This window comes from Maricaulis maris (genome assembly GCF_036322705.1).
Taxonomy (GTDB): domain Bacteria; phylum Pseudomonadota; class Alphaproteobacteria; order Caulobacterales; family Maricaulaceae; genus Maricaulis; species Maricaulis maris_B.
This window is the reverse complement of sequence record NZ_AP027270.1, coordinates 504,669-517,216: the sequence shown is the minus strand read 5'-3', so window position 1 is coordinate 517,216 and position 12,548 is coordinate 504,669. Positions and strand designations below refer to the sequence as shown.

General features: G+C 65.8%; 16 protein-coding genes. 10 read left to right on the top strand and 6 right to left on the bottom strand.

Annotated elements, in window-relative coordinates:
- Positions 1–52 precede the first annotated feature (52 nt).
- The 4 genes from yihA to dapD are packed head-to-tail and all read left to right on the top strand — an operon-like array spanning position 53 to position 3,154.
- Positions 53–628 carry a ribosome biogenesis GTP-binding protein YihA/YsxC gene (yihA, locus tag AAA969_RS02255; RefSeq protein WP_338243177.1) on the top strand — a complete coding sequence of 192 codons (576 nt, stop codon included), beginning with the start codon at positions 53–55 and terminating at the stop codon, positions 626–628.
- A gap of 6 nt (positions 629–634) precedes the next feature.
- Positions 635–1,630 carry a DUF1036 domain-containing protein gene (locus tag AAA969_RS02250; RefSeq protein WP_338243175.1) on the top strand — a complete coding sequence of 332 codons (996 nt, stop codon included), beginning with the start codon at positions 635–637 and terminating at the stop codon, positions 1,628–1,630.
- 1 nt (position 1,631) lies between these two features.
- A complete protein-coding gene (locus AAA969_RS02245) occupies positions 1,632–2,330 on the top strand; it encodes a pyrimidine 5'-nucleotidase (RefSeq protein ID WP_338243173.1) in 699 nt (232 codons plus the stop codon).
- Positions 2,327–3,154 (top strand): 2,3,4,5-tetrahydropyridine-2,6-dicarboxylate N-succinyltransferase, encoded by an 828-nt coding sequence (gene dapD, locus AAA969_RS02240; protein ID WP_338243172.1) that lies wholly within the window; start codon positions 2,327–2,329, stop codon positions 3,152–3,154. Before AAA969_RS02245 ends, dapD begins: the two co-directional genes overlap by 4 nt.
- Here the strand turns inward: dapD and AAA969_RS02235 are convergent.
- Positions 3,151–4,389, bottom strand: a complete 1,239-nt coding sequence (locus tag AAA969_RS02235; protein ID WP_338243170.1) for a TIGR03862 family flavoprotein — start codon at positions 4,387–4,389, stop codon at positions 3,151–3,153. The genes dapD and AAA969_RS02235 overlap by 4 nt on opposite strands.
- 127 nt (positions 4,390–4,516) lie before the next feature.
- On the opposite strand from AAA969_RS02235, the gene AAA969_RS02230 reads away from it, so the two are divergent.
- Complete coding sequence (locus AAA969_RS02230) at positions 4,517–4,858, top strand: aspartate decarboxylase (RefSeq protein ID WP_338243166.1); 342 nt, start codon at positions 4,517–4,519, stop codon at positions 4,856–4,858.
- 20 nt (positions 4,859–4,878) lie between these two features.
- Positions 4,879–5,358 carry a GNAT family N-acetyltransferase gene (locus tag AAA969_RS02225; RefSeq protein WP_338243163.1) on the top strand — a complete coding sequence of 160 codons (480 nt, stop codon included), beginning with the start codon at positions 4,879–4,881 and terminating at the stop codon, positions 5,356–5,358.
- On the opposite strand, the gene AAA969_RS02220 is transcribed toward AAA969_RS02225, so the two are convergent.
- Positions 5,352–5,816, bottom strand: coding sequence for a cupin domain-containing protein (locus AAA969_RS02220; RefSeq protein ID WP_338243161.1), 465 nt, complete (start codon positions 5,814–5,816; stop codon positions 5,352–5,354). The two genes, AAA969_RS02225 and AAA969_RS02220, sit on opposite strands and share 7 nt — an antisense overlap.
- 50 nt (positions 5,817–5,866) lie before the next feature.
- On the opposite strand from AAA969_RS02220, the gene dapE reads away from it, so the two are divergent.
- Entirely contained in the window at positions 5,867–7,036 is a 1,170-nt protein-coding gene (dapE, locus tag AAA969_RS02215) for a succinyl-diaminopimelate desuccinylase (RefSeq protein ID WP_338243158.1), read from the top strand.
- Positions 7,033–7,608, top strand: coding sequence for a hypothetical protein (locus AAA969_RS02210; protein ID WP_338243156.1), 576 nt, complete (start codon positions 7,033–7,035; stop codon positions 7,606–7,608). Before dapE ends, AAA969_RS02210 begins: the two co-directional genes overlap by 4 nt.
- On the opposite strand, the gene truA is transcribed toward AAA969_RS02210, so the two are convergent.
- Genes truA through AAA969_RS02195 form a run of 3 tightly spaced genes read right to left on the bottom strand, consistent with a single transcriptional unit; the run spans position 7,605 to position 9,905 of the window.
- Entirely contained in the window at positions 7,605–8,354 is a 750-nt protein-coding gene (gene truA, locus AAA969_RS02205; protein ID WP_338243154.1) for a tRNA pseudouridine(38-40) synthase TruA, read from the bottom strand. The two genes, AAA969_RS02210 and truA, sit on opposite strands and share 4 nt — an antisense overlap.
- Entirely contained in the window at positions 8,354–9,283 is a 930-nt protein-coding gene (gene fmt, locus AAA969_RS02200) for a methionyl-tRNA formyltransferase (RefSeq protein ID WP_338243152.1), read from the bottom strand. Before fmt ends, truA begins: the two co-directional genes overlap by 1 nt.
- A 49-nt stretch (positions 9,284–9,332) precedes the next feature.
- A complete protein-coding gene (locus tag AAA969_RS02195) occupies positions 9,333–9,905 on the bottom strand; it encodes a hypothetical protein (protein WP_338243150.1) in 573 nt (190 codons plus the stop codon).
- A gap of 157 nt (positions 9,906–10,062) precedes the next feature.
- On the opposite strand from AAA969_RS02195, the gene AAA969_RS02190 reads away from it, so the two are divergent.
- Positions 10,063–10,914 (top strand): pirin family protein, encoded by an 852-nt coding sequence (locus AAA969_RS02190; protein WP_425325023.1) that lies wholly within the window; start codon positions 10,063–10,065, stop codon positions 10,912–10,914.
- Between the two features lie 90 nt (positions 10,915–11,004).
- Positions 11,005–11,979: a glutathione S-transferase family protein gene (locus tag AAA969_RS02185; protein WP_338243146.1), complete on the top strand. Its 975-nt coding sequence runs from the start codon at positions 11,005–11,007 to the stop codon at positions 11,977–11,979.
- A gap of 35 nt (positions 11,980–12,014) precedes the next feature.
- Here AAA969_RS02185 and def read toward each other — a convergent pair whose 3' ends face one another.
- The gene (gene def / locus AAA969_RS02180; RefSeq protein ID WP_338243144.1) at positions 12,015–12,539 is read right to left on the bottom strand and encodes a peptide deformylase; all 525 of its coding nucleotides are present in this window, start codon (positions 12,537–12,539) and stop codon (positions 12,015–12,017) included.
- Positions 12,540–12,548: the final 9 nt, after the last annotated feature.

The window sequence follows — 12,548 nt, the reverse complement described above, 5'->3', positions numbered from 1 at the left end:
GCTCGATCCCGGCCTCGGGCGGCGTTTCTTCTCGCGCCCCTGCACCTTCCTGATGGGCGCAGTGGCACTGGATCATCTGCCCGAGCCGGACAGGCTGGAAATCGCCTTTGCCGGGCGCTCGAATGTCGGCAAGTCCTCGCTGATCAACGCGCTGACCAACCAGAAGGGGCTCGCCCGCGCTTCGGGCGAACCCGGGCGGACGCGCGAGCTCAACTTCTTCGAGGTCGAGGGCAGCGATCTGCGCATCGTCGACCTGCCCGGCTATGGCTATGCCAAGGCACCCAAGCCGGTGGTCGAGAAATGGACCCGCCTGACCAAGGCCTTCCTGCGGGGCCGGGTCAATCTCAAGCGCGTCTATCTGCTGATCGACAGCCGGCACGGACTCAAGGACGTCGATCTCAAGATCATGGACGTCTTCGACGAGGCGGCCGTGAGCTACCAGATCGTGCTGACCAAGACCGACAAGATCAAACCGCCCGCCGTGGTCCGCCTGATCGGCGAGACCGCCGAAAAGATCGCCAAGCGACCGGCCGCCTTCCCGCGCGTTGTCGCTACCTCCAGCGCCAAGCAAGACGGCGTCGACCAGCTGCGGGCAGAGATTGTCGCCCTGCTGCCCGACATGGGATGATCGCGCATGTTGCGTTACCTGCTTGCCGGCCTTCTCGCCCTGCCCGTCCTGCTCCTGACGTCCGCGCCGCGCGCCGATGCAGCCGAACTGTGCAACGAGACCAGCTATATCGTTGAAGCCGCCGCCGCCTGGGCGGTTGAGGGCGGGGTTGCCATCGAAGGCTGGACCCGGCTGCGGCCAGGCAATTGCGTCACCATCGCCGACGATGTCGACCTCGATAGCGACCAGCCGATCTTCTATTACGCCAAGTCCTCGATCGCCTATCTCGGCGGCGTTCGCGAATGGCGCGGCACTGTCCCGCTCTGCGTTGACGAGTCCGACTTCGAGGTCGTCGCCAATACACGCTGCTCGTCGCTTGGCATGGCGTCCCGCGACTTCTTCATCCGCGAGGGCGAGGATCGCGAGCGTACGGTACTGGTCGAGCCGGTCGATTTCGGGCGCCGCGCCACCACAGCCGGGATCCAGCGCCTGCTGCAATCGGCAGGCTATCCGAGCAGCACGGTGGACGGCCTGGAAGGCAATACGACCCGCCGGGCTGTCTCCACCTTCCTGCGCGATGCCGGCCTGTCGAGCCGGCCCGATAATGATGCCCTGATCGACGCCCTTGAGGCGCGCGCCCTGGCCCGCAATGCGGCCAGTGGCCTGACCGTGTGCAACGACGCCGACGGCGATATCGCGGTCGCGATCGGCCATCAGGTCGGCACGATCTGGCAGTCGCGCGGCTGGTGGCGCATCCATGCCGGTGAGTGCGCGCGAGTACTGGCAACGCGCTTCGAGACCCCGACCGCTTTCTTCTACGCCGAACGCATCAACACCGCCGGCCGCCGCGGCCTGATCGATGGTTCGGAGAGTTTCTGCGTCGCGCCCGCACGCTTCGTCGCCGAAGGCCGGCGCGACTGTGCCGAACGTGGCTATGCCGCCGCCAATTTTCGCCGCATCACCGAACCGAGCGATGGCGGCTCCCGCATCTCGCTGGGCGAAGGTGACTTCCGGAGGCCCTAGAATGGCCGATCTGAGACACATCACCCACTGGGTCTTTGACCTGGACAATACGCTCTACCCGTCCGACGCCCCGATCATGAGCCAGGTCGACCGGCGCATGACGGAATATGTCGCGCGCACGCTCGGCCTGCCCGAGGACGAAGCCCGCATCGTCCAGAAGTCCTACTGGCGCGATTATGGCACCACGTTGAACGGCATGATGGCCAACCATACGGTCGACATGCGGGAATTCCTCGACTTCGTGCATGATGTCGACCCGACCGGGATCATCACCCATCCCGAGCTGGCGGCCCGTATCGAAGCCCTGCCCGGCAAGCGCCTCGTCTATACCAACGGCTCGCTCAGCCATGCCGAAAACATTCTGGGTCACATGGGGCTAACCCATCTCTTCGACGACATCTTCGATGTCGAGGCGTCAGGCTTCCAGCCCAAGCCGCACCAGGCCGGCTTCGACAAGTTCGTCTCGCATTTCGACTTGCCGGTGCGCCAGTCGATCTTTTTCGAGGACAGCGTGCGCAACCTCAAGACCGCGCACGAGATGGGCTTCACAACCGTGCTCGTTCGCGCCAAAGAAGGCCCGCGCGACGAAGAGAGCGCCGCGCCGGACGAACACCCCGACCATGTCCACCACGCCGTGGACTGCCTGCCCACCTTCCTCGGGTCCATCCGGACCGCTGCCACACCGGACGACGCCTCATGACCGATACCGCCCTCATCACCACGATCGAAACCGCCTGGGACAATCGGGACGGGATTTCCGCTGACACGACGGGCGAGGTCCGCGAGGCCGTCGAGACCGCGATCAACCTGCTCGACAGCGGTCGGGCGCGGGTTGCCTCGCGTGAGGGCAATGGTGACTGGGGGGTGCATCAATGGCTGAAGAAGGCCGTACTGCTCGGCTTCCGGCTCAACCCGATGGGGCTTGTTGATGGCGGTGTGGCCGGGTCGCGCTGGTGGGACAAGGTGCCGTCGAAGTTCGAGGGCTGGGGCGAGGCCGAGTTCAAGTCGGCCGGCTTCCGCGCCGTGCCGCCCTGCGCCGTGCGGCGTGGCTCCTTCATCGCCCCGGGTGCCGTGCTGATGCCGAGCTATGTCAATCTCGGGGCCTATGTCGACGAAGGGACGATGATCGATACCTGGTCGACGGTCGGGTCCTGCGCCCAGATCGGCAAGAATGTGCATATCTCGGGCGGTGTCGGGATTGGCGGCGTGCTCGAGCCGCTGCAGGCCGGGCCGGTAATCATCGAGGATGATGTCTTCGTCGGCGCCCGTTCGGAAGTCGCCGAGGGCGTGATCGTGCGCCAGGGGGCTGTCATCTCGATGGGTGTCTTCCTCGGCCAGTCGACCAAGATCGTCGACCGTGAAACCGGTGAGATCACCCGCGGCGAGATCCCGTCCTATGCCGTCGTCGTTCCCGGCACCCTGCCCGACCCGAAGGGCGGTCCGTCACTGGCGTGTGCCGTGATCGTCAAGCGCGTCGACGCGCAGACCCGCTCGAAGACGGCGATCAACGACCTGCTGCGCTAGCCGGCGTCGGCCGTCCCGAGCCAGGCTTCGATCCCGCGCGCGGCGGCAACGCCGGTCGCAAAACTGGCCTGCAACAGATAGCCGCCGGTCGGCGCGTCCCAGTCGAGCATCTCGCCGGCGGCAAAGACGCCCGGCAGCGCCGTGATCATGAAACGGTCATCGACCGCATCGCGGGCAATCCCGCCGGCCGAGGAGATCGCCCGGTCGAGCCCGCGCTGGGCCGTCACGGTCAGAGGCACCGCCTTGATCAGCCGCGCCAGCGCGGCGGGATCACGGGGCAGATCCGGCACGGCATCGCGCAGCACCGAGATCGCCTGCGGCGTCAGGCCGGCCTTGCGCAGCGTATTGGTCAGTGACTGGCCCTTCCTCGCCTTGCCGAGCCACGCCGCCATCTCCTCTTCACTGCGCGCCGGCTTGAGGTCGAGGCTGAGCGTCACGGCCTCGCCTGTTGTCTCGCCCGACGCAAGCGCCTCGCGGATCGGTGCCGACAGCGCATAGACGGCGCCGCCTTCCAGGCCATAACGCGCGATCATCGCCTCGCCGGCCACGCGTTCGCCATTGAGGGTCAGCGCGATGGTCTTCAGGGGCGCGCCGGCAAAGCGGTCCTGTGTGATTGCACTCCAGCTGATCTCGACGCCGCAATTGGAGGCCGAGAACCCGACCAGATCCACGCCGCGTGAGGACAGCAGACCTGCCCAGCCCCCATCGGAGCCCAGTCGCGGCCAGCTCGCTCCGCCAAGCGCCAGCAGGGTCGCGTCGGCCCGAGCCGTGACGGCACCGTCCGGTGTGTCGAAGGTCAGGGCTCCGCCTTCATCCCATCCGGTCCACAGGTGACGCAGGTGCAAAGCGACGCCCAGCGTTTCCAGCCGGGTCCGCCAGGCGCGCAGCAGGGGCGAGGCTTTCATGGCATCCGGGAAGACACGGCCCGAGGAGCCGACAAAGGTTGGCTGGTCGAGGCCTTCGCACCAGGCCCGCACTGCCGACGGGTCGTGCTGCATCAGGACAGGCCCGAGCCAGTCTCCAGCCTCGCGGTAGCGGCCAAGGAAGCTGGGCAGAGGCTCGGAGTGGGTCAGGTTCAACCCGCCGCGCCCCGCCATCAGGAACTTGCGGCCCGGTGTCGGCATCCGCTCATAGACATCAACACGATGCCCGGCAGTGGCGAGCTGTTCGGCGGCGATCAGGCCGGACGGGCCGGCGCCGATAATGATGATCGATCGGGAGGGTGTGGGGGTCATGCGGTCTGTGTAGCGCGCGCCGCGCCGGCCCGCCATCATCATGACAGGGCGTGCTGCGCTGATGCGCCGCTACCGCTTTGTCGTCGAATCTGGTCACATGGGGCAAATCACACACAAGGGGCGCGCCATGAGCGAAGACAAGACCACCGACAAGCCGGCAGCCAAGGATCCCGCTGCTCCCTATGGCTCGGCCGACAACCCGTCCGAATTCGACGTGCTGCACCGGATGGGGTCGGACGAACCCTATTTCATCATCCGCGGCGGCGACCCGCTGTCCGACGCCCTGGTCGAGCTGCATGCCTATATCGGGGCCGGCCAGTCCGGCGCCGCACACGACACGCTCGAGCGCATCCTGGCCCTGACCTCGCAGAAGCCGCCGCGTCCGGTCGGCTCGCCGAAATACCGTGAGACCTTCAAGATCTCGGTCTCCATGGAACGCTTCCGCGAGACGCACGGCCGCTCGCACTAGCCTGTCCGGACCGGACGATCATGACCGATGACATCATCCTCCGTCGGGGCATGCCGACGGATCATGTGGCCTTGGGCGAGGTAATGTACGCGGCAGTCCGCAATGGGCCAAGCCGCTACACACCGGCCCAGCAGGTCGCCTGGGTGCCCGAACCGCGTCGCGGTACGGAGTGGGATTCGCGGCTGTCGGGCCAGAGGATCGTCGTGGCGGAAGCCGGCGGCGAGATCATCGGCTTCATGACGCTTGCGCCACCCGATTATGTCGACTTCGCCTATATCCGGCCGGACCGGCAGGGCCGCGGCCTGTTCCGCCGTCTCTACGACGCTGTCGAGGCCATCGCCCGTGAAAACGGTCAGGTCCGCCTCACCGTCCATGCCAGCTTGATGGCGAGGCCCGCCTTCGCTGCGGTCGGCTTTGCGGTGACGGCTCCGGAAGAGGTCGAGCTGCGCGGCGAAATCTTCAAGCGTTTTGCAATGGAAAAGCAGCTCGCCCCTCAATAGGGCGTGCCATCCTTGCGCGTGAACCGGCCGGGGCCGGAATAGCGGCCGGGCTTGGCTTCCAGATCGATATCGGGATAGTGCGCCCCGTCAGCGTCAAGCCGCCCGCCAACCACCAGGAAGACGCAGTCAGCCTGCGACCGGTTGATCAGGCAATGCCCGTCCGGCTCACCCGCCGGGAAGCCGACGCAGTCCCCCGCCCGCATCGGCGTTTCGCCGGCATTGGTGACCAGCATGGCCTCGCCCTCCATCACAACAGCGAACTCGTCCTCATGCGTGTGCCAGTGGCGCTGGGCGGACCAGGCGCCCGGCTTCAGGCGAACCAGATTGACCCCGAACTGGGTGAGGCCGGCCGGGTCGGTCAAACGGCGCACCAGACGGCCATCGACAACACCGGCAAATTCGGGAGGATAACCGGTCCCGCCGGTTTCCTCGATCTCGGCAATGGAGAATTTGGGCATGGCTGCGTCCTTGATCTGGCTTGGTGAAACGAACCGGCTATGTTTCCGTTATGAACACGCTTGAAGATCTCGCCAACCCGCTGCCCCTCGCCCAGGCCCTGATCCGTCGCCCGTCGATCACGCCGGCCGATGCCGGTGCGCTGGGTGTGCTGGAAGCGGCCCTGGAGCAGCTCGGCTTTGCCTGTCGGCGCTATCCGTTCGGCGAGGTTGATAATCTCTATGCCCGTCGCGGCACAGCCTCGCCCTGCTTCCTGTTCGCCGGGCATACCGACGTCGTTCCGCCCGGTGCCGAGGCCGACTGGCAAAAACCGCCCTTCGCTGCCGAAGCGGGGGATGACGGGATGTTGTGGGGCCGCGGGGCCGCCGACATGAAAGGCGCCATCGCGGCGATGGTGGCCTCGGTCCAGCGCCTGCTCGATGAGAGCGGCGAACCGGACGGCTCGATCGCCTTCCTGATCACCGGCGACGAGGAAGGCCCGGCCATCCATGGCACCAAGGCCGTCCTGGCCGCGCTGGCCGAGGAGGGCGAACGCTTTGATCACTGCCTGGTCGGCGAACCAACCAATCCGAATGTGCTGGGCGATACCATCAAGTCCGGACGCCGCGGCTCCCTGAACTGTACCCTGACCGTGACCGGTCGCCAGGGCCATGTCGCCTATCCCGAGCGCGCCGAGAACCCGATCCCGGCCCTCCTGACCGTGCTGAACCGCCTGCTCGCCCGCAAGCTCGACGACGGCGTTTCGCCCTTCCAGCCGTCCAATCTGGAAGTGACCTCGATCGATGTCGGCAATCCGACCACCAATGTCATCCCGGCAAGCGCGACCGCCCGCTTCAATATCCGCTTCAACATCGCCCATACCGGCGATCAGCTGTCCACCTGGATCCGCGAGGAAGCGGCGATGGTCGATCTCGACTTCGACGGTAGCATCACCGCCGACATCCATGTCACCGGCGAGGCCTTCCTGACGCCGGCCGGCCCGTTCACCACCCTGCTGCAGGACTGCATCCAGGCTGAGACCGGCCGTCGCCCCGCCCTGACCACCGGCGGCGGAACCAGCGATGCCCGCTTCATCCAGCTCTACGCCCCGGTCGCCGAATTCGGCCTGGTCGGTGCCACCATGCACCAGGTCGACGAACGGGTCCCGGTCAGCGATATCGAGACCCTGACCGCGATCTATACCCGCATCCTGAGCCAGTATTTCAGGGACCGCCCGGCATGATCGGTCTGATTTCAGAAGGCTGGCGCGGCATGCAGGGCGCCTTGCGGCTGATGACCTTCCGGTCCGGCGGCGAGGCGATGTTCGACGTCTCTGTGCGGGGCTTCTGGCGCTCGTTTGCTGCCGTCCTGTTTGCCCTGCCACTGGCGATCCTGGTTCTGCTGGAGCGCGAACACCTCAACCTGCCGATCAACGGGCTGCAGTACTTCCTGATCTATTTCGGCACCTGGATCAGCTTCCCGATCGCGGCCGCGGTATCGGTTGCCATTATCGGCGCGCGCCATCGCTACCTGGCCTGGGTCATCCTGCACAATTGGGGCGTGGTCTGGCTCTACGCCATCATCACCGCGATCTGGTCGCTACAGGTCGCCGGCATCATCAATGCCGAGTTCCGCGACTTCCTGTTCTTCATCTACGGCTATCTGCGCATCCTGGTGCATTGGCGCATCGCCTATGTGACGCTGGGAGTGCCAACCATCACCTCGGCCTTCACCGCCGCCGTGCCGGCGTTGGTCTCCTACATCGTGCTGGTCGCGATCAGCCAGGCTTTTGCGGTGACCCCGGTCGCAGGCTAGTCGGCGGGCGGATAATCAACCGCGGTCAGGTAGAGCCCGTCCGACGGGGCGACCGGACCGCAGCGGCTGCGATCGGCGGCGTCCAGCACCCGCTTGAAGTCGCGCGCCGACCATTTGCCGACCCCGACCTCGACCAGCGAGCCGACAATCGAGCGGACCTGGCGGTGCAGGAAGGAGCGCGCCGAACAGGTCAGCTGGACCTCGTCGCCATAGCGCGAGACCGAGATCATATCGAGCGTCTTGACCGGGCTTTCAGCCTGGCACTGGGCATCGCGGAAAGTGGAGAAGTCATGCTGGCCGACCAGTGCCTGGGCGGCATGGTGCATGGCCTCGGCGTCGAGCTTGCGCGGAACCCGCCAGACCTGACCGCGATCCAGCGTCAGCGGCGCCCGGCGGTCAATCATGCGGTAGAGATAGTGGCGCTGGGTGGCCGAAAAACGGGCATGAAAGTCCTCGCTGACCCGCTCCGCCTCGACGACCGCGACCGGATCGGGTTTGAGGTGATAATTGATCGCGTCGCGCACCTTGTCGGCGGCGAGGTCCTTGGTGAGATCGAGATGGGCAACCTGGCCCAGCGCGTGAACGCCGCTATCGGTCCGGCCGGCGCCATAGACCAGCACCGGCCCACCATCGAGTGCCTCGGCCGCCCGTTCGAGGCTTTCCTGGACCGAAGGCGCATTGTCCTGTCGCTGCCAGCCGGCGAACGGGGTGCCGTCATATTCGACGGTGATCTTGTAGCGGGGCATCAGCCGAGCACCGTTCCCGGCGGGACGGTATTGCCGTTGAGGAAGGTCTCGGCGTCCATCGCACCCTTGCCCTCGCGCTGCAGGCGGGTCAGCGAAAGCGCGCCCTCGCCGCAGGCAATGGTCAGCCCGGCCAGCACAGTCCCCGGCGCACCACCGCCCTCGCCACGCTCGGCCATCAACACCTTGACCCGGACCGGGCCCTTTTCGGTGGGCAGCTCGAACCAGGCGCCCGGGAAGGGCGACAGGCCACGGACATGATCGGCCAGTTCACGGGCCGGGCGGGTCCAGTCGATACGCGCTTCGTCGGACGATATCTTGCGGGCATAGGTCACGCCGGCCTCGGACTGCGGCACGGCTTCCAGCGTTCCGCGCTCAAGCGCGGCCAGGGCGCGCGGCCACATCAGGGCGCCGGCGTCCATCAGCTTGTCATGCAGGCTGGCGGCTGTATCAGTCGGGGCGATGCGGACGGTCTCGGAGAGCAGGATCGGTCCGGTATCCAGACCGGCCTCCATCTGCTGCAGCTGAACACCCGTCAGATCATCACCGGCCATGATGGCCCGCTGGATCGGTGCCGCGCCACGCCAGCGCGGCAGTAGCGAGGCGTGCAGGTTGAGACAGCCCAGGCGCGGCGCATCGAGCGCCGCCTGCGGCAGGATCTGGCCGTAGGCGACGACCGCCGCCAGATCCAGCTCGAGCGATGCGAACTCGGCGATTACATCCGGGTCGCGGAAGCTCTGCGGCGTCGAAACAGGAATGCCCAGCACCTCGGCGAGCTGGTGGACCGGCGTCTTCTGCTCGGACTGGCCACGGCCGCGACGCCGCGGCGGCTGGGTATAGACGCGCACCACCTCGTGTCCGGCGGCGGTGATTTCAGCGAGCGAGCGGGCCGCAAAGTCGGGCGTGCCCATGAAGGCAAGTCGTAAGGTCATGGCGCGGGTTTGAGCGCGAACACGGGGCCCGCGTCAAGCCGGATTGACGTTATTGCGAGCCCCAGGGTGGTGGCGGGGCGTCGACCGGCTCGGTCAGATCGAACTCGGCGGCGAAATGGCGGTCGGGCCGGTCAAGGGCATAGGTGAAGCGCCCGTCCTCAAGCGTGATCGACCAGACATTCGACATCGAGACGGCGATGCCCTCGCGGTCAAACAGGGTGCGCGAGAACGGGTCCGCCGGGAATTCAGCCCGGCTGGCGGTCAGCACGCTGTGCGTGGTGCCGCCATACTGGGTCACGACATCCTCACTGCCATCTTCGTGGCGATGATCATGTTTCAGCTCGAGCCGGTCGCCCATCCGGGTAATCACCCAGGTCCGGGAGCGATCATCGCCGACATGCAGCGGAATACGGATCTGGTCCTCGGTGCAGGTTCGCACATGCATGACCAGGGTCTCGGCAGCCCAGTCGGCATCGCGCGGGTCATCACTCACCACGCGCCCCTCGAAGGCCTGACCACAGAGCTCGGACAAGGACGCGAAGAGCGTGCTCTCTGTCGGCTGCTCCGCCGGCGAGCACGCCACAAGAGCCACGGGAAGCGCTGCCAGCCAAACTTTCTGCATGATGGTCTCCTCGATTGAACCTGAGTCTGCCCTATCGCTTCCATGTTGGAAACAATGACTTTCGCAGCCCGCCATGGCACCGGCCCGGAAAATCCTTATCTTGTGGCCTGAAACAGCTCGTCCAAGGCTGTCCGGACAGGAGCACGTCGAGATGACCATGACCGCGACCGACACCCTCGCCAAGGCCCGCCGCATCACCAAGGTGTCGCGCGGGATGCCGACCTCGGATGGCGCCGGCGTCAAACTCACCCGCATGCTCGGTCATCGCGGATTGATGGATCTCGACCCCTTCCTGATGCTTGACCAGATCCGCTCGGACGACAGCTCGGACTATATGGCCGGCTTCCCCAATCACCCGCACCGCGGCTTCGAGACCGTCACCATCATGCTCGACGGCAAGATGCGGCATGGTGACAACAAGGGACATTCCGGCGTCATCGAAGGCGGTGGCATCCAGTGGATGACCGCCGGACGCGGCATCGTGCACTCGGAGATTCCCGAGCAGGAAGACGGCCGCATGTGGGGCTTCCAGCTCTGGGTCAACCTGCCCGGCAAGCTGAAAATGACCGATCCCGGCTACCAGGAATACGACAAGAGCGAAATCCCTGTGGAAACCCGCACCGGGGCCACGCTGCGCATTCTGGCCGGATCGAGCTCGACCGGCGTGACCGGCCCGGCGACCTCGGTCGCCATCCAGCCGACCCTGATCGACATTGTGCTCGAGCCCGGCGCCACCCTGGAAGAAGCCATCGACCCCGGCCACACCGCCTTCATCGCGGTCTACAAGGGCGCCGTTTCGTCCGGCGAAGGCGAGGTTCGGGATCCCGATCTGGGCGTGCTGGAAGATGGTGACCGCATCGAACTGAAGGCCGGCCCGGAGGGGGCGAGCCTTCTGCTGGTCGCCGGCAAGCCGATCAATGAACCGGTCGCGCGCTATGGCCCCTTCGTCATGAATACCGAAGCCGAGCTGCACCAGGCGGTTCGCGACTTCCAGGCCGGCAAATTCTGAGATCCCTCCCCCCGGACCTGTCCGGCCCCGGTGCCGGGCAGGTCTACCCCCTCGTTTCCCGACTACCCCCAGACATGACTGGAGTGACCCATGGGCCTGCTCGTTGACGGCAAGTGGCATGACAAATGGTATGATACCGCCAAATCGGAAGGCCGCTTCGAGCGCTCGGTCGCCCAGCTTCGCAACTGGATAACCCCCGATGGCAGCGCCGGACCAACCGGTCGCGCCGGCTTCAAGGCCGAGCCGGGCCGCTATCACCTCTACGTCTCCTACGCCTGCCCCTGGGCCCACCGCACGCTGATCTATCGGGCCCTGAAGGGTCTCGAGGACATGATCCCGGTCTCGGCGGTGCACTGGTACATGGCCGAAAACGGCTGGACCTTTGATGCGGACGAAGACGGTCTGGTCGGCGACCACCTCTTCGCCAAGGACTTCATGTACCAGGTCTACCTGCAGTCCGAGCCGGACTATTCCGGCCGCGTCACGGTGCCGGTCCTGTGGGACACGCAGACCGGACGCATCGTCTCGAACGAAAGCTCGGAAATCATCCGCATGTTCAATTCCGCCTTTGACGGGATTGGTGCCACGCCGGGTGATTACTACCCCGAGGACAAGCGAGCCGAGATCGATGCCCTGAATGCGCGCATCTATGACACCGTCAATAACGGCGTCTATCTGTCAGGCTTCGCGACCAGCCAGGCCGCCTATGAAGAGGCCGTATTCCCGCTGTTCGAGACGCTCGATCACCTGGAAACCCTTCTCGCCAGCCAGCGCTATCTGACCGGCGACACGCCGACCGAGGCCGACTGGCGCCTGCTGCCGACGCTGCTGCGCTTCGACCTCGTCTATCACGGGCACTTCAAGTGCAATCTGCGGCGACTGGTCGATTACCCGAACCTGTGGGCCTACACGCGCGATCTCTACCAGCAGCCCGGCATCGCCGGGACGTGCAATTTCGAGCATGCCCAGAAGCATTATTACGCCAGCCACGACATGATCAATCCGACCCGGATCGTACCGGCCGGACCGATGGTCAATTTCGCGGAACCGCACGGGCGGGGCTAGGCCGGAGGCAAGGCGAGGCCAGCGACCGGGGAGCGTCAGGCCGCGTCGCGGTCCTTGCCCTTCTCGATCTTCTTGACCTTCTGGACCGCACGGGTGCGCTTCAGACGGGACAGGTAGTCGATAAAGAGCACGCCTTCGAGATGGTCCATCTCGTGCTGGATGCAGACGGCGAACATGCCCTCGGCGATCTCATCCTGCGGGTTGCCGTCATAATCGAGATACTGGATGCGGATCCGATCCGGGCGCTCGACCTCGTCATAGACGGTCGGCACCGACAGGCAGCCCTCTTCATAGGGCTTGAGCGTGTCGGACGGGTCCGACAGCACCGGATTGACGAAATAGCGCGGCTGCGGATCCTCGTCGCGACCGGCCAGATCCATCACGATGATGCGTTTGGGCACGCCGACCTGGATCGCAGCCAGACCGATCCCGTCGGCGGCATACATGGTCTGCAGCATGTCATCCATCAGCTCGCGGAGCGCGTCATCAACCTGATCAACAGGTTGGGACACTTCCTTGAGCATCGGGTGCGGAACGGTGAGGATATCTCGAATAGCCATGACGCCTAG